The 19,726-nt window shown below is 68.8% G+C and carries 11 protein-coding genes; 6 read left to right on the top strand and 5 right to left on the bottom strand.

What is annotated here, in order from left to right; genetic code table 11:
• Positions 1 to 97: 97 nt before the first annotated feature.
• Positions 98 to 1,243, bottom strand: a complete 1,146-nt coding sequence (locus AC07N1_RS11360) for a pyridoxal phosphate-dependent aminotransferase (protein ID WP_494671910.1) — start codon at positions 1,241 to 1,243, stop codon at positions 98 to 100.
• Positions 1,244 to 1,335: 92 nt separating this feature from the next.
• On the opposite strand from AC07N1_RS11360, the gene ybaK reads away from it, so the two are divergent.
• The gene (gene ybaK / locus AC07N1_RS11355; RefSeq protein ID WP_494671909.1) at positions 1,336 to 1,809 is read left to right on the top strand and encodes a Cys-tRNA(Pro) deacylase; all 474 of its coding nucleotides are present in this window, start codon (positions 1,336 to 1,338) and stop codon (positions 1,807 to 1,809) included.
• A gap of 138 nt (positions 1,810 to 1,947) precedes the next feature.
• Here the strand turns inward: ybaK and AC07N1_RS11350 are convergent, their stop codons facing one another.
• The 4 genes from AC07N1_RS11350 to AC07N1_RS11335 all read right to left on the bottom strand — a co-directional run bounded on the left by AC07N1_RS11350 (position 1,948) and on the right by AC07N1_RS11335 (position 12,370).
• The gene (locus tag AC07N1_RS11350) at positions 1,948 to 2,619 is read right to left on the bottom strand and encodes a hypothetical protein (RefSeq protein WP_494671908.1); all 672 of its coding nucleotides are present in this window, start codon (positions 2,617 to 2,619) and stop codon (positions 1,948 to 1,950) included.
• A 67-nt stretch (positions 2,620 to 2,686) separates the two neighbouring features.
• Positions 2,687 to 3,748 (bottom strand): tRNA dihydrouridine(20/20a) synthase DusA, encoded by a 1,062-nt coding sequence (gene dusA / locus AC07N1_RS11345; RefSeq protein WP_494671907.1) that lies wholly within the window; start codon positions 3,746 to 3,748, stop codon positions 2,687 to 2,689.
• 285 nt (positions 3,749 to 4,033) lie between these two features.
• Positions 4,034 to 11,650, bottom strand: coding sequence for an SPM autocatalytic domain-containing protein (locus AC07N1_RS11340; protein WP_494671906.1), 7,617 nt, complete (start codon positions 11,648 to 11,650; stop codon positions 4,034 to 4,036).
• Positions 11,651 to 11,701: 51 nt separating this feature from the next.
• The gene (locus tag AC07N1_RS11335; RefSeq protein WP_494671905.1) at positions 11,702 to 12,370 is read right to left on the bottom strand and encodes a hypothetical protein; all 669 of its coding nucleotides are present in this window, start codon (positions 12,368 to 12,370) and stop codon (positions 11,702 to 11,704) included.
• A 263-nt stretch (positions 12,371 to 12,633) separates the two neighbouring features.
• Here AC07N1_RS11335 and AC07N1_RS11330 point away from each other — a divergent pair, with 263 nt between their 5' ends.
• The 5 genes from AC07N1_RS11330 to AC07N1_RS11310 all read left to right on the top strand — a co-directional run bounded on the left by AC07N1_RS11330 (position 12,634) and on the right by AC07N1_RS11310 (position 19,712).
• On the top strand, positions 12,634 to 13,188 hold the full coding sequence (locus AC07N1_RS11330; RefSeq protein WP_494671904.1) for an RNA polymerase sigma factor: 555 nt from the start codon (positions 12,634 to 12,636) through the stop codon (positions 13,186 to 13,188).
• Complete coding sequence (locus AC07N1_RS11325; RefSeq protein ID WP_494671903.1) at positions 13,188 to 14,162, top strand: FecR family protein; 975 nt, start codon at positions 13,188 to 13,190, stop codon at positions 14,160 to 14,162. The genes AC07N1_RS11330 and AC07N1_RS11325 overlap by 1 nt, the downstream gene beginning before the upstream one ends.
• 109 nt (positions 14,163 to 14,271) lie before the next feature.
• Positions 14,272 to 16,776 carry a TonB-dependent receptor gene (locus AC07N1_RS11320; RefSeq protein ID WP_494671902.1) on the top strand — a complete coding sequence of 835 codons (2,505 nt, stop codon included), beginning with the start codon at positions 14,272 to 14,274 and terminating at the stop codon, positions 16,774 to 16,776.
• A gap of 174 nt (positions 16,777 to 16,950) precedes the next feature.
• A complete protein-coding gene (locus AC07N1_RS11315; protein ID WP_494671901.1) occupies positions 16,951 to 18,471 on the top strand; it encodes an alkaline phosphatase D family protein in 1,521 nt (506 codons plus the stop codon).
• Between the two features lie 137 nt (positions 18,472 to 18,608).
• On the top strand, positions 18,609 to 19,712 hold the full coding sequence (locus AC07N1_RS11310; protein WP_494671900.1) for an AraC-like ligand-binding domain-containing protein: 1,104 nt from the start codon (positions 18,609 to 18,611) through the stop codon (positions 19,710 to 19,712).
• Positions 19,713 to 19,726: the final 14 nt, after the last annotated feature.

Here is a 19,726-nt window from a genome sequence, read left to right as displayed (position 1 = left end):
CCGGGGCGGTCGAGACGCCGCGCAGACGGAAGACTACCCGCCCATTCAACACCGGAACGAGCGCAGGTTTATTCTCACATAATGGATAGTCAATGCATTATTTGGAATATGCAGTTTGAGCCGCGAACCAGGGCGTGATGCGCTCCAGCGCCTCCTTCACCAGCGGCGTCGAGACGGCGAAGCTGAAGCGGATGAAGTGTCGTCCCTCGACCGGGTCGAAATCGAGGCCGGGGGCCGTGGCCACGCCGGTCTCGCGCAGCAGGCGCTCGCAGAAGGCCAGGCTGTCGTCCGTCAGGTGGCCGATGTCGGCCCAGATGTAGAAGGCCCCGTCCGGCGGGGCGATGGCGGTCAGGCCCAGGGCCGGCAGGGCGTCGAGCAGCAGCTGGCGGTTGGCGCGATAGACGGCGACGTGGCCTTCCAGCTCGTCGCGGGCGTCCATGGCGGCCAAACCCGCGTGCTGGCTGAGCGACGGGGCGGTCAGGAACAGGTTGCCGACGAAGGCACGGGCGCGGACCACGAGGTCGGCCGGCGCGACCAGCCAGCCCAGCCGCCAGCCGACCATGCTGAAATACTTGGAGAAGCTGTTGACGATCAGGGCCGTCGGCTCGAACTCCAGCATCGAGTGCGTGGGGTCGACATAGCTGAGGCCATGATAGATCTCGTCGGAGACGATGCGGATGCCCCGCTCGCGGCAGACCTCGGCGATCGCTTCCAGTTCCTCCGGCGGGATGATGGTGCCGGTCGGGTTGGCCGGGCTGGCGATGATCACTCCGGCCGGAGCGGGCTCCAGCGCCGCCAGGGCGGCGGCGGTCAGTTGGTAGCGGCTCTCGGGACCGCAGGCGATCTCGACCGGCGCCAGGTGCAGGGCTTTCAGGCTGTTGCGGTAGGCGACGTAGCCCGGCCGGGCCAGAGCCACCCGGTCGCCGGGCGAGAAGGCGCTGGACAGGGCCAGGACCAGGGCCGGCGAGGCGCCGCAGGTCAGGATCACCTGCTCGGCCTCGATGGCGACGCCGTAGGTCTCCTGATAGTGACGGGCGATGCGGGCCTTGAGCGCCGGGCTCTCCCAATAGCCCATGCCATCGCTGTCGAGCACCTGGTGGGCGCGGGCGATGGCGGGCGCGGGCGCGCCGGTCGAGGGCTGGCCGAACTCCATGTGGATGATCGAGGCGCCCTCCCCCTTCAACTGATGCGCCAGGCGGCTGATGCCGATGGCGTGGAAGGGTTCGATCTCGGCGCGGGTCATCTGCGAGCGGTCCGTCGGAAAACAGAGGCCGACTGCTAGACGGGTTTTGCGGTTTGCGCCATCAACCGCGGCAGTTGGTTGGGAGAGTCCCGATGTCCAAGAGCACGCCCGCGACCCTGGCGCTTTCCAAGGCCGGCGTCGCCTTCGAGGTGGCGACCTACGACTATGATCCCAACGCCGAACGCGTGGGCTTGCAGGCCGCCGAGGCCCTGGGCGTGGAGCCCGGACAAGTGCTCAAGACCCTGATGGCCCAGGTGGACGGCAAGCCGGTCTGCGTGATCGTGCCGTCCGACCGCGAGGTCAGCATGAAGAAGCTGGCGGCGGCCTTCGGCGGCAAGGCGGCGGCCATGATGAAGCCGGCCGACGCCGAGCGCCTGACCGGCTTCAAGGTGGGCGGGGTCAGCCCGTTCGGCCAGCGCAAGAAGGTCCCCACCGCCATCGAGGACGAGGCCTTCGTGCTCGAACGCGTCTACATCAACGGCGGCCAGCGGGGCCTGCAGGTGCTGCTGGCCCCGGCCGACGCCATGGCGGCGGCGGGCGCGATCCGGGCGGCGCTGGTGGCGTAGCGGGCCAAAATCCGTCGTCATCCCGGCCGAAGCGAAGCGCAGAGCCGTGACCCAGGGGCCGCCCCATCGCCTCGGCCACAGTCCCCTGAGACCCGGATGAGCCCTTCGGGCTTTCCGGGATGATGAGCTTTGGGGACGTTAGAACCGATAGGTCAGCCCGACCTGGGCCACCGGGAAGTACTTGAAGTCCTTGGCGTCGTCGCGGACCTCGGCCTCTTCCTCGCGCAGGCGCGACTGGAAGGTCGGGTCGTTGGACAGCGTTCCGCCCGAAGCGGTCAGGTCGACCTTGGGGCTGTCGCTGAACGACACGCCGCCCAGTACGCGGAAGCCCCAGCCGCCGTCGCCGCTGAAGGTGTTGTCCCAGCCCAGGCCGACGAACGGCTGGGCGTCGGAAAGCTGGACGTCGCCGGTGATCGTGCCGATCTGCTCGGGCGTGAAGGTGACGCCGCCGATCTCGGTGTTTCGGGTCGGCGTGCCCGAGAGGTTGATCTTGCGCTTGCCGAAATAGCTGCCGCCGGAGACGAAGAAGCCGCCCTGCATCGGATGCCAGTCGAGGAAGACGCCGCCGGTCTTGGACTTCAGCTTGCCGGAATAGGCGATGTCGCCATAGGTCTCGTCGTGGTCGAAGTCGAGCCAGTCGCCGCCGCCGCGGACCACGAAGCTGTCGTTGAGGCGATACAGGCCCTCGATCCCGAGACCGGGCGTGCCGACATTGGCGCCGAGCGCGAAATCGCCGCCGTCCTGGGCCTGGGCGCCGGCGGCCGCCAGCAAGGCCGCGCCGACCGTCGCCGCGAAAAGTCGAATCTTCATTTCGGAACGTCCCTTGAAGTCTTGTTCGGGCCGCAAACCCGCAAGACGCCGCGACAGTTCCTAAGGCTCAGCCTGCGGCGGACTCGACCGCGACGTGGGCGGCGCGGGTCTCGCGCTCGTCCACCGCCCGGCGGACCGCGTCCAGGGCCTTGTCGACGACGGCGATCCCCGCCCCCTCGGCGACGCCCTCGACGGTGAGGATCCGTCGCCAGGCGCGCGCCCCCGGCAGGCCGTGGAACAGGCCCAGCATGTGGCGGGTGATCCCGGCCAGGCGCCAGCCCTCGGCCAGGCTGCGCTCGATATAGGGGCGGTAGCGCTCGACGGCCTCGAACGGCGAAACGTCGGGAACGTCCAGGCCGTAGACGCGGCGGTCGACGGCGCCCAGCAGGCCCGCCTCGTGATAGGCCGCGCGGCCCAGCATAACGCTGTCGACGTGCTTGAGGTGCTCCAGCGCCGCGTCGACGCCCGGCACGCCGCCGTTGATGGCGATGAACAGGTTCGGGCGCTCGCGTTTGAGCCGATAGACCAGCGGGTAGTCGAGCGGCGGGACGTCGCGGTTTTCCTTGGGCGACAGGCCCTGCAGCCAGGCCTTTCGGGCATGGACGACGAAGCTGGTGACGCCGGCGGCGACGCACTTGTCCACGAGCGTGAACAACGCCTCCTCCGGATCCTGGTCGTCGACGCCGATGCGGCACTTGACCGTGACGGGAACCTTCACGGCGTCGGCCATGGCCGCCATGCACTCGGCCACCAGGTCGGGTTCGCGCATCAGGCAGGCCCCGAACCGCCCGCTCTGCACGCGATCGGACGGGCAGCCGACATTGAGGTTGATCTCGTCGTAGCCGTAGTCCTCGCCGATGCGGGCGGCGGCGGCCAGATCGACGGGCTCGGAGCCGCCCAGTTGCAGGGCCACGGGATGCTGGTCGCTCGAATAGCCCAGCAGCCGCTCGCGATCGCCGTGCAGCACGGCGCCGGTGGTGACCATCTCCGAATAGAGCAGCGTCCGCGACGACAGCACCCGATGCAGCGACCGACAGTGCCGGTCGCTCCAGTCCATCATGGGCGCAACGGAGAATCTATGCGCTTTGAATTGCTGTTCTTTTTCTTCAGTTTCAACGTGTTGGGTCACCAGACCACCCGCCTATTCTACGACCCGATCCGACCCTTTCGTCCCGCTACGATCGCTGACTGCACACGTAGAGCACACGAAAATGGCCAGGTTGACGAAGCTCTTAAAGAGCCCGGAAGGGCCGCTATATAGGCGAGACGTTCGTCAAGCGCGAGGACGCACGGAAGCAGCGGCGCGATCCGAGCCCGCTCCACATCTTCAAGCCACTGAACCTGCCTGCCATCTTCAAGGCTTCCTTCCAGAAGCCTTGAAGTCAGCAACGTGCCCGCCAGCGCCTATTGGACCCTAGGCGGTCATAAGCTGGGACGCTGCGGCCTTGAGGCCGGCCGAGGCGGCCAGCGGCAGGTCGCGGGCGGCGCCGTCGCGGGTCCAGACGGCCGCGCCGCCGCCGGCCTGGCCGCCGAAGCCGGCCATGGCCTGGCGCAGCAGGGCCTGGTTCTGGATCAGCGCCGGGTCGAGCGCGCCGGAAGCCGCCAGGCCCAGGCCCGAACCCAGGCCGGGAGCCGCATCCATCGCCGCCAGCCGCGAGGCCAGCGAGCCGCCGCCCAGCAGGTCCGAACCGCTCTCCTGGCGCCACCAGGCGCTGGAGGCCTGGCCGGCGCCGCCATAGGCGGGGCCGGTGTCCAGCGGCTCGCCGCCGGCCAGCGACAGGCCCAGGGACGGGGCCCCGAAGCTCACCCCCAGGCCAGAGGCGGCGGCCGAAGCCCCCTGCCCGCCGCCGGCTTGGCCCAGGCCCGTGGCGCTCACCGTCTGGCCCGCCTGGGCGTAGGCCTGGTCGACCACGTCCCGGCGCGCCTTGGCCGCGGCGTTGAAGTCGTTGGCCACGGCCTGCTCGGCCGAGATCAGCCGCACCTTGCCGGTCGTCTCCTGGCCGGTCAGCCAGCCGGCCTGCTCCGAGGCGCTCATCTTCTTCCAGCGTTTGGCGATCGAGGCGTCGACCCGGTCGTTGTCGCTGAAGTCCAGCTGGGCGGCGGCCTTGACCTCCTCGTAGCTGGCCCCGATCGCGTCCAGCAGGCCCTTCTTGGCCTTGATCCGCGCGGCCTTTGCCAAGGTCTTGGGATCGTTGGACAGGCGGCCAAGCTCGCCGTCCTCGTCGGCCGCGCCCCACTCGGCCTGGTACGCGCCGGCATAGAGGCCGTCGCTGCCCAGCACCCGCCGCGCCAGGGCCACGTCATAGCCCTCGCCCGTGCGGCCGTCGGCCCACACGAAGCTGATCGTGTTCTGCACGAAGCTCTCGGTGGTCAGCTCGCGGGTCTGGCCGGTGGCGACGCCGCCCAGGTTGATGGCCACGATGCCGGCCTGTTCCAGCGTGCGCAGCTCCCTGGCGGTCGAGCGGCCGTTCTGGTTGGCGTCGACGAACAGCAGGATCCTGGCGAAGTCCTTGTCGTTCCTGTCGAGCAAGCCATCGCCGTTGCTGTCCCAGGTGCGCAGGCCTTCCAGGTCGCTGGTCGCGCCCGGCTTGTCCTGCACGAACGACAGTTCCGACAGCTTGTTGATCGCCCCGTCGCCGTCGCGGTCCACGGCCAGGAAGCCGTCGGTCGGACCCACCCAGCCGATCCGCGAGATCCCGCCGCCGGCCGTCCTGACCACCACCTCGGAGCTGTCCACCGCCGACAGGTTCAGCCCGTCGCCGTCAAGATCCAGCGCGATCGGGTAGCCATAGTCGTAGTTGTAGACAATGTTCTCCGTCCAGGCGATGTCGAGCTTGCGCAGATCGATCGAGGTGCCGCCGGCCAGCACGTACTCGACCGTGTTCAGGCTCTCGTACATCACCGTGTTCGAATAGCCGTCCACGACCACGGTCTTGTAGCCGCCGCCCTGGATCCTCACCCGATCGGCGACCTGCGAGGCCGTCATCGTGGTGTTCACGACGTCACGCGCGCCGACATAGAGATCGCCGCCGACCACCTCGAAGATCACGTCCTCGGCCGCGATGGTCGAGCCGAACACCAGGGCGTCCTCGCCGCCGGCGTCGATGATCGTGTCGACGCCGTCGCCGCGGTCGTAGGCGAACTGGTCGTCGCCGCCCGAGGTGACGATGGTGTCGTTGCCCAGGCCGCCGATGATGACGTTGCCCTTGTCCTCCCAGGCCGAGCCCGAGCCGGTGATGTAGTCGTCGCCGTTGTAGGCCAGGATCAGGTCGTAATAGCTGTTGGTGCCGTTGATCGTGTCGGCGCCGTCAGAGCCGCCGCGGCCGAAGTCGACGGACCCCAGGTCCAGCGCCCCGCCGTCCTCGCTGGCCAGCGACTTGATCTTGGTGTTGTTGCGGGTGGCGAAATTGCCGCCGATGCGCACCTGGGCGCTGTCGCCCCGCACGCCGACGTCAAGCCAGCCGTTGACCCCGCCCGCCGTGCCGAACCACAGCTCCGAGAACTTGATGTCGCCGCCGAACGACAGCGTGTTCCAGCCGGTGTTGTCCTCGACGATCGTGTCGGCGCCGTCGCCGCGATACATGATGTAGGTGTCGGCCCCGCCTCCGCCGTAGAGGTAGTCGTTGCCCTGGCCGCCGACGAAGACCTCGTCGGCCGCGCCGCCGCCGATCGTGTCGGCATAGGCCGTGCCGATCACGCCCTCGACGCCGATGTAGCTGTGGTTGGACACCGTCCCGTCAACGCCCCGCACCTGGCCGTAACCACCGCCCAGATTGATGCTCAGGGCCGCAAGCGTGGTCGTGGTGGTCTCGTAGTGGCCGCCGGTGACGATCCAGTTGTACTGGTAGTTCCAGTCGTCGTACTCCCAGTAGCCGTCCTCGACCCAGGTCTGGTAGGTCGAGGTCCCGGCGGCGAAGCCTTCGGAGTAGTCGACGAAGTCGAAGCCTTCGCCGCCGACATAGGCGTCCTCGCCGTTGGTGGCCACGAACCAGTCGTCGCCGCCCAGGCCTTCCAGACGGTTGTGGAAGAAGTTGCCCTTCAGCTGGTCCCCGTTCTGCGAGCCACGCAGGTTCTCGATCTCCTGCAAGGTGTCGCCCTCGGCGTCGCCGCCGAACAGCTCGCCCGTGGAAAGATCGACATAGACCCCCTCCGACGAGCCTTCGTAGCTGGCGGTGTCGTAGTAGCCGCCGCCGACCAGCAGGTCGGCGCCCGCGCCGCCCTCGAGGATGTCGTCGCCTTCGCGGCCGTAGAGCTGGTCGTCGCCGTCCAGGCCCTTGAGCACGTTGTTGCCGCCCGTGCCGTAGAGGCGGTCGGCGTAGTTCGAGCCCGTGGCGTTCTCGATGCTGAGCAGGCCCTCGCTCGTCACCCAGGCGCCGGTGGCGGCGTTGGTGACGATGGCGGCGCGCGTGGCTGCGTTGCCCGCGTAGTAGTCGGGGTGGCCGTTCCAGTCGGCCGGACGGAAGTCGAGGTCGAACGCCACGCCGAAGGTCAGGCGCTCGGCGCTGATGGTGTCCTTGCCGTACGGGTCGCTGTTGAAGTCGCCGTCGCCGCCCCAGAACCAGTTGAAGGTGGCGTCCTCGGCGATCAGGAAGGTGTCGTCGCCGTCGTTGCCCTGCAGGACTTCCGAGCCCTGGTCATCGGCCAGGATGTCGTTGCCCGCGCCGCCGCCCAGGCCGTCGTTGCCCGCGCCGCCGGACAGGTAGTCGTCGCCCGCGCCGCCGATCAGGGTGTCGTCGCCGTCACGCCCGATCAGGGTGTCATTGCCATCGCCGCCGTCGAGATAGTCGTTGCCGCCGCGACCATCCAGCCAGTCCCAGCCGCTGCGGCCGTAAAGCGCATCGCCGCCCTGGCCGCCGACGAAGATGTCGTCGCCGCCGTCGCCGGTCGACCAGTAGGAATTGTCGACCTGTTCGTAGTCCCAGCCGTTCCAGTAGTAGTCATACTGCTCGACCCAGACCGAATGGGTGTCGTCGATGGTTACGCCGCCGACCGCCAGGCGCTGGTCGACGAAGTCGTTGCCGGTCGTCGTGTTGCCGGGCGTGGTCAGCGTGTAGCCGATCAGCGACAGGTCGTCGATGTTGACCACCTCGCCCGGGGCCGTCCACGTGGACGTGGCGGCGCCGACGTAGCGCGAGGTCGGCTGGGTGAAGAAGCCGAACGGATCGGTCCCGCCCGCGGTCGCCACCAGCCGCAGAACCATGCGCCTGAAGGCCGTGCCGGCCGGCGCCGTGGCTGTTCCGCTGAGGGTGTTGAAGTTGGCCAGTTCGCCGTGCCAGGCGCCGCTTTCCAGGCCCGAGCCGCCCATGAACGCCACGCTCAGCAGGTTCATGTTGGCGTCGTAGAACTCCATGTACATCTGGGACGTGCCCCGATGCTGCGCGGCCTTGACCGAGCCCTCGTAGACCGCGCCCGCGACGGAAACCATCGCCGCCGAGCGCACGTCGATGATCGAGCCGGCCGCCGGCGCTCCCGGCATGTGCATCCAGAAGACGTCGTTGCCGGCGCCCGACCAGTCGGCGTTGAGGTTCACCCCGCGCTGCGGATTGCCGACCTGGTAGGTCGCCATGTCCCATCCGGCCAGCCCGTCGCCGAACCGCGCATTGAGCACCTCGTTGTCGCCGGGGCCGTCCTTGGCCTGCGGCAGGATCGAGAACAGGTCGCTGCCGGCCTTGCGCACCTGGATTTCCGCCCCGTCGCCGACGGCGAACATGCGGACGTTCTCGTAGGCCACGCCGTGGCCCTTGAGGTCGAAGCTGTCGAGGAACCCGCGCAGGCCGCCGTAGAAGTCGGAATTGGTGAACTTGTTCAGCCCCAGCTCGTCCACGCGCGCCAGGGTCAGAAGATAGCCGGCCGCGAACGCCGAGTTCGGCGCCGCCGCGATCGCGCCGTTGATCGCGACCTTGTTGGACAGGTAGTCGACATAGTCGGTCGCCGTCTGGATGTCGCCGGCCAGAGCCTGCAGGCTCTGGGCGTTGCTGCGGGCGAAGACCCGCTTCATCATGATGTTGCCGCCGACGATCTGCGTGGTCTTGATGGCCCTCAGCACCCCGAAGTCCACGGCCTGGTCGGCCGATGAGAAGTTGGTGCTGACGCCGTTGATCTTCACGTAGATCTGGTTGCCGGTGTGGCCGTAGGTCTGGTTCGAGGCCGCGCCGTTCAGGTTGGAGACGTAGAGGGGACCGCTGGCGTAGTTGACCAGTCCGATCAGGCTGTTGAGCGCGTCGCGCGCGCCGGTGGCCATCGAGACCACCAGGTCGCGATTGCCGTTGTTGGCGACGGTGATGGTGCCGAGTTCGTAGCGGGCCAGGGGGGCCTGCAGGGTGGTCTCGGCCGAGGCCGTCGGTATCTTCGGCTTCTTCTTGCCGAACAGGTTGCCGATCAGCGCCCCGAGAACGAAGCCGATCAGCGACCCCAGTCCGGGCACCACGAAGTCGCCCAGATGGCCCAGCGACGCGGCCAGGCTGGCCGCCCAGGTTCCCACCGCCCCGGCCGCGCTCGCCCCCGCCGCGCTGAACATGTAGGCGCCGAGCGAGGACCCGATCGAGGAAAGCGCCACCCCGGCCTGGGTCTGGGGACTGACGATCATCGAGCCGAGCTTCGACCCCAGATAGGAGCCGATCGCCGAGGCCAGCGCCCCGCCCTGCCAGGCCTTCGGATCGACCTTGGTGGCGTCCAGGCTGGCGGCGTTGCCCCAGAGGTCGGTGGTCGAGAAGCCGTTGAACAGATTGGCGCCCGAGACATGGGTGGCCAGGTCGTAGGCGTTGTTCAGCAGGGTTCCGATGACCGTCGAACCCGTGACCTGGAAGAGGTCCCCGCCAAAGCCGCTGAGACCCAGCACGCTGCCCAGTTCCAGCGAGAGCGCGCTGCTCACGCTGCCGATCGCCGAGGAGCGGAAGGCCTGGCCCAGGTTGGCCGAGATGTTGCCCGCCACCGTGCTGATATTCTCGATCAGCCCCTTGGAGAGATCCAGGGTCAGCGAGCGGTCGAGCAGCGAGCCCAAGGTGGAGCCGACGCTGGACAGCAGGCTGGACGCGCCGACCGAGGCCAGGGGATCGCCGTTGCCGATCAGGTTGCCGATCGAGGAGCCGATGTTGGACAGGATCGCCGACATCTGCACCGGATAGACGAGCTTCCAGTTGTAGTCGGCCGACAGGTCAATGGACTTGCCGCCATAGTCGTCGACGCTGCCCTTCAGCTTGAAGATCTGCCGCGTGCCGTCCTTGTAGACGGCGGTGTAGGACAGGGCGTCGGTATTGCCGTCGAAATTGACGTCGACCGCGTTCATGATGATGACGACGCCGTCGCCGGTGACGCCGCGGACGTTCGAATAGACGCCGGTCGCCGGATCGTACTCGCCCGGATCGGTGATCGTCGCGCCCAGCAGGCCCATAAGGTCGTCGACGGAGTCGTTGTGAACGCGCAGGCCGTCGGCGACGTAGGTGTGCAGCCCTTCGATGGTGAGGTTGAACGTTTCCCACTGCTCGCGATGGACCGGCGCGCCGCTCGTGCCCGAGCGCAGCTCCACGGCCTCCAGCACCTCCCAGTCGAACGTGATCGCGCGCCCCTCGGCGTTCACCAGCCGCCGCCCCTGGCTGACCACGTCCTCGATCTTGTGGAAGCTGCCGTCGTCGGTGAGCACGTAGTGGCCGGGCGTGATCAGCGTCTTCGCCCCCAGGCGGAAGAAGCGGTCCGTCACGTTGCGATGCAGCTTCTCGATCCGGCGCGGCTCGAGGGGCCCCAGGCCGTCGAAGGCCATGACCAGGTCGCCGACCTGGAGCGTCTCGATCGCCCGCTCCGAACCGTCGGCCATCAGCACCAGGGTGCCGGCGGCGAAACACTTCGGCGGCGGCTTGGTCTTGAAGCTGGCCACGGCCGCGGCCTGCAGCGTGTTGAACTGCTGGCGGTTCGCCGGGGCCTGGGTCGGATCGGCCGCGACCATCTGGTCCATGCGCGCGGCCGTCGTGCGCTGGGTCACGTCCGGGATCTTGTAGCTTCCCACGCCCAGGACATCGCCGTGGAACAGGGCGGGGTTGGCGATCTCCAGGGCGGTCTCGCTGACGCCCAGCAGGTTGGCCCACTGCGACACGGTGCGCGAGCTGCCGCCGGCGGGAATCACGAGGCTGAGAACGCCGCGCGTCGACGTGAGCTGGAAGCCGCCGCCCAGGTCGTTGACCAGGCCGTTCACGAAGTCCTGGAAGTCGTTCTGGACCTGATTGATCGTCCCTTGCGTGCTGTGCTTGTCGCGGATCATGCCGTTGATGCCGGCGCTGATCAGCTTCGAGTTGGCGATGATGCGCGAGATGAGCGCCGTCGCCATGGCGGCGCGGTCGGCGGCCGTGGCGCCGTTCGGATAGATGGCCGGATCGCTCAGGCGCGCGGCGATGATCTCCTCGGCCGACTGCTGGAACCTGATCTGCAGGCCGGCGCTGTAGGCCTTGGCGTTGCCGTCGTGGACCGAAGAGTACATCCAGGCCATCTGCACGGCGAACTCGGCCACGTCGTTGGTCGAGAGCGGCTTGGCCAGGGACGCATAGATGGTGCCGGCGTTGTAGACCTTGCTGATGAGCTGGATCTTCTCCAGCGACCCGCCGGTGAACTCGGTGACGAGCGCGCCGCCGAGGTTGTACTTGGTGTCCGTGGCCTGGATCTTGGCCATGAACTTGGCTTCGTAGTCCGGAAGCGTGATGGTCAGCAGCGCCGAGGCCTGCGCCGCCGTCATGAAATCGCCGCTCGCCGGATTGAGGGCGGCCAGGAGTTGCGGCGTCGAGATCGTCCCCGCCCCCCAGTTCAGGATCGCCTGCCTCTGGGCCTGGGTCAGCGTGATGCCGACATTGGGGTTGGTGAAGTCATTGATGATCGATTGGGCGTTGTTGCGCCGGCTCGACAGGTCATAGCCGTAGCCGACATCGATCATCGTCGTCCCATGGGACGCGCTGATCCGCGTCTTGATGCCTTCCTTGGCCTTGATCAGCGCCTGCAGCTGGGCGTCGTACGAGGCCTGGGAAATCTTGTGGGTTTTATAGACGGACATTATGATCTCGCCGTTGGAGCCACAGACATGACGTAGAAGTTTTTAAGTTGATCAGCGACGGAACAAGCAAGACGGCGTCGATGACGTCGCCCCTGAAGACCATCCATCCAGATTCACTTTGTAGGTTGCAATAATTCCGCGACGCTTCTCGACATACGCGTGGTACGCGACATCGGAAACGAACCAGACGTCCTGCTCTATGCGGTCCGAAGCGCGGGATACGCACTCCTTGCAAAGCAGTTCGCCGGTCAGATCGGGAACGAATTTCGATCCCGCCGCCTCTTTGACGGCGGATCCCTTTCTCAGAGGATAGAAGACGCCGTCATCGCTCCGGAGGACGATTGTCGTCCCGCCGCGCGCGCCAGCCGATGAATTCAGGCGGCCGATCGAAACATGGCCGTCGATCGGGCTCTTCGTTTTGTATTCGCCGTAGATCTCGATGTCCGAAAAGGGGTTCGCCTTCTCGAACGTCTTCCAGGCCGACACAGGCACGGCTTTCCACCTGTGCATGCTCTCGTAGTCGGCGGCGTTCACGCGCCGCCGTATTTCCCGGCAGTTGGCGTCGCCATCGAGCACCGCGCGATAGCCCCGCGGCTCGGCATGCGCTGTTCCCGCGGCCGCGCCGAGGACCGTCAAAAACGAAATCACGGCAAGGACGCGAACACGCCCCACTCGCACGCCACGACCTTCCGACAAACGCAAAGCCACACGAAACGCCATCGCACGCGACTCCTCGCTCCGCGAGCCGTCCCGCCACCCCCACAAGGGGCCGCTGCCATCAAGGACGATCTGTTAGAAGCGTGACCGCACCCCACATCACAGATTACCGCAAGTCAATTTAAAGTTGCCAAACTGAAACGCTCGCAATCAGTGTGACAGATATGCGCCAGTTCGCGCCCCGACGATCACGTGGGGATCGGCGCCCGCGAGCGAGGCCGCGCGGATGTCACACGGCTGTCGTCGCCCGATGGCATGGGCCGCCCATGCCATTGCCCCTCTATGACGGCGGTGCGGTTCGAGACCCCGGCGACGTCGACGGCGCCGAGCGCTTCGAGGCCCTGACCCGCCGCCTGCGCGCGCCGCTGCTCAGCTACTTCGCCCGCCGCACCGGCTCGCGGCTCGACGCCGAGGAACTGGTCCAGGACCTGTTCCTGCGGCTGCTGCGCCGCCGGGGTCTGATGGCGCTGGAAAATGTCGACGGCTACGTCTTCGAGGCGGCCGCCAACCTGCTGCGCGACAAGGCGCGCCGCGACCGGGCGCGGCCCGAGGGCGGCCCCGTCGATCTCCACACGCTGGACCCGGCCGACGACCTGCCGGGCGCCGAGCAGGTGGTCGGCGGACGCCAGAACCTGGCGCGACTGCGCACCGCCCTGAAGGCGCTGCCGCCGCGCGCCCGGACGATCGTCATCCTGCGACGGTTCGAGGACATGACCCACGCCGAGATCGCCGCCCGCCTGCGGATCTCGGTCAGCGCCGTGGAAAAGCACCTGGCCCGCGCCATGATCGTGCTGCGCGACGCCCTGCGGGAGGAGGTCTGATGGCCGGCTCTCCCAAATCCCCCAAACGCCCTGAAGCCTCGGACGCCTCGGCCCACTGGTTCGCCAAGGTCGAGGGCGGCCGGCTGTCGCTCGACGAGCAGCGCGCCTTCGCCGACTGGTTGGGCGAGGCCGACAACGCCCGGGCCTTCGGCGAGCTGGAACAGAGCTGGGAAGCGCTTGGCGAAGCCGGCGGCGACCGCGAGCTGCTGCGCATGCGCTCGACCGCCCTGCGCAAGGCGTCGGGGCCCAGCCGGCGGGCGATCCTGGGCATGGCCGGCGGCGCGACGGCTGCGGCTTTCGCCGGAGGAATCGGCCTGATGATGGCCGGCGCGGCTCAAGCCACCATCCGCACCGGTCCCGGCGAGCGGCTGACGACCTCGTTGCCCGACGGCTCGCGCGTCACCCTGGCGCCGCTGTCGAAGCTGCGGGTCGGCTATGGCGGCTCCAAGCGCGCCGCGCGGCTGGACGAGGGCCAGGCCTATTTCGAGATCCGCCAGGGCAAGCCGTTCAGGCTGATCGCGGGCGAGCAGGTGGCCGACTGCGCCGGCGGGCGCTTCCAGGTCTCGCTCGACGGCGAGCGGGCGCAGATCCTGCTGGAGGAAGGCGCCTTGCAGGTCGCCGCCGAGACGGGCGGCGGGCGGCCGCTGGCGATCCGCGCCGGCCAGATGGTCTCCGGTCCGGCCCAGGCTCCCGCCATCACGACGGCGTCGAACGCCGAGGGGCTGACGGCGTGGCGCACCGGGCGGCTGGTGTTCAACGACGAGGCGCTCGACGACGTGGTCGCCGCCTTCAATCGCTACTCCCGCGACCAGTTGGTGCTGGCTCAGCCGGAGCTGGGGTCGATCCGCATCTCAGGGTCGTTCCGCTATGACGGCGCGCGCGAATTCGCCCAGGCCATGCAGGCCGCCTTCGGTCTAAGCGTGCGCCAGGTCGGGGCCTCGACCTGGTCGATCGCCGCGGCCACCCCGGCCTAGAGACCGCCGTTCGCTGCGTGAAATTTTCACGACGGGATGAGGCTTCGGTCACGGCGGCGGTTCCTGGAGTCGATCGGTCAGGGGCCGGCGGCTGTTTGGGACCATAGTCATGACGAGCTTCACTTCACGCGCGCTTCGACGCAACCTGCTGGCCTGCGGCGCGGTCGCCGCGCTTGGCCTGGCGTCGGGCCTGGCCACGCCGGCCCTGGCCCAGGCGAGCGGCGTCGCGGCGCTGAGCCTGCAAAGCCAGCCGCTGGAACTGGCCCTGCCCGCCCTGGCCCGCCAGGCCGACGTCCAGCTGCTCTATGCGCCCGCCCTGGTGCGCGGCAAGCGCGGCGCGGCGGTGGCCGGCGCCCGCACCCCCGCCGAGGCGCTGGAGCGCCTGCTGGCCGGCACCGGCCTGAAGGCCGTCGCCACCGGCGAGCGCACCTACACCATCACCGCCGCCGTCGAAGAGCGCGCCGAGGTCAGCCAGCTGGAAGAGGTGGTCGTCACCGCCCAGAAGCGCTCGGCCGCCATCCAGGACGTGCCGATGGCCGTCGCCGTGGTCGAAGGCGCCGACGCCTCGCGGCGCGGCATCACCAGCGTCACCGACCTGGTCGACGAGGTGGCCGGCCTGTCGGTGAACTACGCCTTCGGCGGCACCAACTACGGCCTGATCAGCATCCGCGGCATCGGCGGGGCCGACGACTACAAGCCCAACGGCAATCCGTCCGTCGCGCTGCACGTCGACGGCGTCTACCAGACCTCCAACGCCTATCTCGGCATGCCGTTGTTCGACCTCGACCGCGTCGAGGTGCTGAAGGGACCGCAAGGCACGCTGTACGGCCGCAACACCACCGCCGGCGTGATCAACGCCATCACCCGCGGCCCTGGCAAGGAGTTCGAGGGCTCGGCCCGCGTCGAATACGGCAGCTACGACTACACCGAGTTCGAGGCCTCGGCCGGCGGTCCGGTCAGCGACAATCTCGGCGTCCGCATCGCCGTGCTGGCCCAGAACGGCGGCGGGTTCATGACCGGCGCCGGGGCCGGCACGCTGGCCGGCTACCGGCCCTCGGTGCGCGGCGTGGTCCAGACCCAGGTTCCGGCCCTGACCGATCCCGGCCGCCGCGAAGGCTTCGGCGACAAGGACCTGTTCGCCGCCCGCGCCACCATCGACCTGGCCCTCGCCCCCGAGACCGACCTGACCATCAAGCTGTTCGGCAGCCGCGACCGCGGCGACACCCGCCAGTACGACCGCATCGCCCGCAGCCAGGACGCCACCATCGCCAACGCCGGCGAGAACGCCGACCCCTACGAGTTCTATTCGACCGGCTATCCGACCCAGAGCATCGACATCTATGGCGGCTCGGCCACCCTGGCCCATCGCGTGAAGGAGAACCTGAACTTCACCGCCGTCGGCGGCTGGCAGGGCTCGACGCGGTCGATCCAGGGCAACGGCGACGGCTCTCCCTACCCGGCCTCGTATTTCGACGCCGACGAGAAGCTGAGCCAGGCCTCGCTGGAACTGCGCCTGGCCGACGACACCGGCGGCAAGGTCGACTGGATCGCCGGCGCCTTCTACGTCACCGACGAGGTCGAGTTCGACACCAACTGGATCAGCTACACGGCCCTGACGGTCTACGACAACCTGCACAAGCAGCAGCGGTCCAGCCTGGCCCTGTTCGGCCAGGTCGACTACCGGCCGATCGAGCGCCTGCAGATTTCGGCGGGCCTGCGCTACACGCGCGACGACGCCGACTACAAGGGCAAGAACGTCGACCGCAATCCGTGGGGCATCAGCACTTTCACGACCACCTTCGCCACCACCGCCAACTTCGCCTGGGACGAGACCTTCAACGACGACAACGTCTCGGGCCGCCTGACCGCCAAGTACGACGTCACCGACGACCTCAACGTCTTCGTCTCGGCCGGCACCGGCTATCGCGGCGGCGGCTTCGACGGCACCTCGATCTTCACCGTCGCCGAGACCAAGCCTTTCGCCTCCGAGACCGTGAAGGCCTACGAGGCCGGCCTGCGCTGGACCACCGGCCGCGTGCGCCTGTCGCTCGACGCCTTCCGCTATCGGTTCAGCGAGCTGCAGGCCACCACGCGCCTGGCCAACGACACCAACGGCCGGGCCAATGTCGGCAAGGCCAGCAGCGAGGGCGTCGAGGTCGGCCTCAACGTCCAGGTCCTGCGCAGCGAGCGCCAGAGCCTGCAACTGGACGCCAACGCCACCTGGCTCGACACCGAGGTGCTGTCGTTCAGCTCCAACCGCGTGGCCGACGTGCTGGCGACGGTCGGCGACCCGCTGCCGGGCGCGCCGGACGTCTCGGCCACCCTGGCCCTCAACCACGTGCTGTTCCTGGACGGCGGCTGGAACCTGCGCAGCCGCCTGGGCGTCACCCATCACGGCGAGGAGAGCAACCGCCTCAACGCCCTGCCGGGCAACACCGCCCAGCCCTACACCCTGGTCAACCTGCGGATGGAGCTGGCGACCCCGTCGAACTGGACGCTCTATGCCTACGGCAAGAACATCACCGACGAGGTCTATTTCCCCGAACTGAACGGCGCGGCCCGCCTCGTGGGGGCACCGGCCACCTGGGGCGTCGGCGCGCGGTTCGACTTCTGATGTCGTAAGGTTGATCGACCTCGACGCCGTGCATGGTCCTCGCCCTTCGACGGGCTCAGGGTGAGGACCAAGTACACGCCGGACGGAGGAAAAACCTCATCCTGAGCTTGTCGAAGGACGAGGTTTTCGCCCCCGTCTGAACGCCGACCCCGCCATCCTTGAAGGAGGCCCGCCATGTCCCATCTCACCCGCCGCGGCCTGGTCGCCGCCTCGGCCGCCCTGGCCCTGGCGCGCGCAGACGCCGTGCTGGGGATGGAGATGGACCGCAGGGCGGGCCTCGATCCCTTCGCGCTCGGCGTCGCCAGCGGCGATCCGAACCTCGACGGCTTCGTGCTGTGGACCCGGCTCAGCGCCCATGGCGCGCCGCTGGACGCGCCCTCCGTGCCGGTGACCTACGAGGTCGCCGAGGACGAGGCCTTCGTCCGCATCGTCCGCAAGGGCCGGCGGGCCGCGTCGCCGTCGCTGGCCCACGCCGTGCACATAGAAATCGCCGGCCTGCGCCCCGGCCGGCCCTATTGGTACAGGTTCCACGCCCTGGGCGCGGTCAGTCCGGTCGGCCGCACGACCACCGCCCCGCGCCAGGCCGCGCGAGCCAGGATCGCGGCGACCTCGTGCCAGCACTTCGAGCTCGGCTGGTTCACCGCCTATCGCGACCTTGTCGCCGCCGCGCCGGACCTCGTCGTCCAGCTGGGCGACTACATCTACGAGAACAGCTACGCCCAGTTTCCCAAGGTCCGGTCGTTCGACGGCCCCGAGCCGATGGACCTGGCCGGCTATCGCCGCCGCCACGCGCTCTACAAGTCCGACCCCGACCTGCGCGAGGCCCATCGCCTGCTGCCCTGGGCGGTCACCTGGGACGACCACGAGGTCGAGAACGACTATGCGGACCTGGCCAACCTGAAGGCGCTGGAGGCGCCCGTCTTCGCCCGCCGCCGCCAGGCCGCCTACCAGGCCTATTTCGAGCACATGCCGGTGCGCCCCAGCCTGTGGGCGCGGCCGGATGCGCCCAGGCTTTATCGCCGCCTGGCCTGGGGGGATCTGGTCAGCTTGCCGATCCTCGACGGCCGCCAGTATCGCTCGACCCAGGCCTGCAACGCCCCGCGCCAGGCCGGCAACCGTCCGCGCCGTGATTGCGCCGAGCTCGAGGCTCCCGACCGCACCATGCTCGGCCCGGCGCAGGAGACCTGGCTGGCCGATGGCCTGAGGCGCGAGACCGCCCGCTGGACCCTGCTGGCCCAGCAGACCCCGATCGCGCCGATCCAGACGCCAGAGGGCGTGATGTCCGACCAGTGGGACGGCTATCCCGCCGCCCGCCGCCGGTTACTTGGCGCCCTGACCCAGCCGGCCGTCCGCAACCCGGTGACCCTGGGCGGCGACATCCACGCCTTCCTGGTCGCCGACCTGCATGCGACGCCCGAACGGCCGGAGACTCCGGTTGTGGCCACTGAACTGGTGACCACCTGCCTGGCCGCCAGCCATGCGCCGCGCGCCCGCTACGGCGAGGCCCGCGCCCGCAATCCGCACCTGCGCTTCGCCGACATCGAGCGGTCCGGCTATCTGCTGCTCGACGCCCGGTCCGACCGTCTGGAGGTCGACCTGCGCGCGGTCTCCGACCAGGCCGATCCGAACGCGACGACGACCAGCCTCGCTAGCTTCGTCGTCGAGGACCGGCGGCCCGGCGCGCAATCGGCTTGAGACGCAATTTATGGCGGATTGCATCACGGGCGCCTAACCGGCCTAGGACTGGCTAGTTTGAGACGCCTGGTCGAAAAACGGGGTCGGGCCGCGCTAGAAGGGCCTGGGCCGACAGTCCGGCCATGGGGATTCGGCGTATGACGACCGGCGTCCAGGATGATCGCCTGCCGCATCTGGCGGCCTGCATCGGCGCCGACTACGCCGACAGTTTCGCCGCCTGCCGCGAACTGCTGGCGACGATGTTCGAGCTGGAGGCGCCTTCGCCCGAGGTGCGCACCGGCTATGTCATGGACTTCGCCCTCTACGACTACGGCCCGATCAAGCTGGGCACGTCGAGGGCGCCGGCGTCGATCATGGTCCGCAGCCCGCAGACCATCGCGCGGACCGGTGTCGACCACTTCCACGTCCAGTATTATCGGACCCACGGCTTCGCCCTGACGCTGGACGGCGCCGAGCAGGAGGTGAGACCGGGCGACGTCTGCATGCTCGACCTGTTGCGCCCGGCCGCCTTGCGCACTGACGGGATCGACAACCTGTCCGTCATCGTCTCCCGCGACCTGCTGGCGCCGCTGCTGGCGGACGCGGGCGATGTCCACGGACTGGTTCTGCGCCGCGACAGCGAGGCCGGCGTCGCCGTTCGCGAACATCTGGAAGAGATGTGGCTGCAGGGTCCCGACCTGACCGTCGAGCAGGGACTGCGGTGGAGCCGCGCCACCGCGGCCCTGCTGGCCGGCGCCGTGCGGGCCAACAGCCAGAGCCGCGCGGCGACCCGGGCTGAGATGCGCAGGAGCCAGTTCCGCGCCATCTGCCGGCGCATCGACAGGGAGATCGGCGACCCCGACCTCGGGCCGGCCGTCCTCGCCAGCCAGTTCTTCGTGACGCGCCCGACCCTCTACCGCATGTTCGAACCGCACGGCGGCATCGGCAAATACATCCTCGGACGGCGGCTGACCGGGGTGTTCCGCGACCTGTCGGACCCGTCCCTGGCGCGCGAGCGGATCGCCACGGTCCTGCGCCGCTGGGGGTTCAAGAACCACACGGCCGCCGGGCGGGCCTTTCGCGCCGCCTACGGCATCACGCCGTCCAACTGCCGGACCCAGGCGCTGGACCTGCACAGAACCGGCGGCATGATCGGCGAGACGGCCTTCGACATCCCGCCCGAGGTGCCGGCCAATGTCAGGGCGTTCCAGAGCGCCGCCGGGTCGGATGGCGTCGACCTCGGCGATACTTCCCCGAAATGATGGCTGCATGGGCG

Source organism: Caulobacter sp. GW821-FHT09B11 (genome assembly GCF_059418205.1).
The sequence above is the reverse complement of the archived record's forward strand: the minus strand, read 5'-3'. Positions and strand labels throughout refer to the sequence as shown.

What these genes read in the sequence shown, in the direction of transcription:
- AC07N1_RS11320 (WP_494671902.1), top strand. Translation starts at nt 14,272, where the DNA reads ATGACGAGCTTCACTTCACGCGCGCTTCGACGCAACCTGCTGGCCTGC.
- AC07N1_RS11335 (WP_494671905.1), bottom strand. Translation starts at nt 12,370, where the DNA reads ATGGCGTTTCGTGTGGCTTTGCGTTTGTCGGAAGGTCGTGGCGTGCGA.
- AC07N1_RS11340 (WP_494671906.1), bottom strand. Translation starts at nt 11,650, where the DNA reads ATGTCCGTCTATAAAACCCACAAGATTTCCCAGGCCTCGTACGACGCC.
- ybaK (WP_494671909.1), top strand. Translation starts at nt 1,336, where the DNA reads ATGTCCAAGAGCACGCCCGCGACCCTGGCGCTTTCCAAGGCCGGCGTC.
- AC07N1_RS11310 (WP_494671900.1), top strand. Translation starts at nt 18,609, where the DNA reads ATGACGACCGGCGTCCAGGATGATCGCCTGCCGCATCTGGCGGCCTGC.
- AC07N1_RS11325 (WP_494671903.1), top strand. Translation starts at nt 13,188, where the DNA reads ATGGCCGGCTCTCCCAAATCCCCCAAACGCCCTGAAGCCTCGGACGCC.
- AC07N1_RS11315 (WP_494671901.1), top strand. Translation starts at nt 16,951, where the DNA reads ATGTCCCATCTCACCCGCCGCGGCCTGGTCGCCGCCTCGGCCGCCCTG.
- AC07N1_RS11360 (WP_494671910.1), bottom strand. Translation starts at nt 1,243, where the DNA reads ATGACCCGCGCCGAGATCGAACCCTTCCACGCCATCGGCATCAGCCGC.
- AC07N1_RS11350 (WP_494671908.1), bottom strand. Translation starts at nt 2,619, where the DNA reads ATGAAGATTCGACTTTTCGCGGCGACGGTCGGCGCGGCCTTGCTGGCG.
- AC07N1_RS11330 (WP_494671904.1), top strand. Translation starts at nt 12,634, where the DNA reads ATGCCATTGCCCCTCTATGACGGCGGTGCGGTTCGAGACCCCGGCGAC.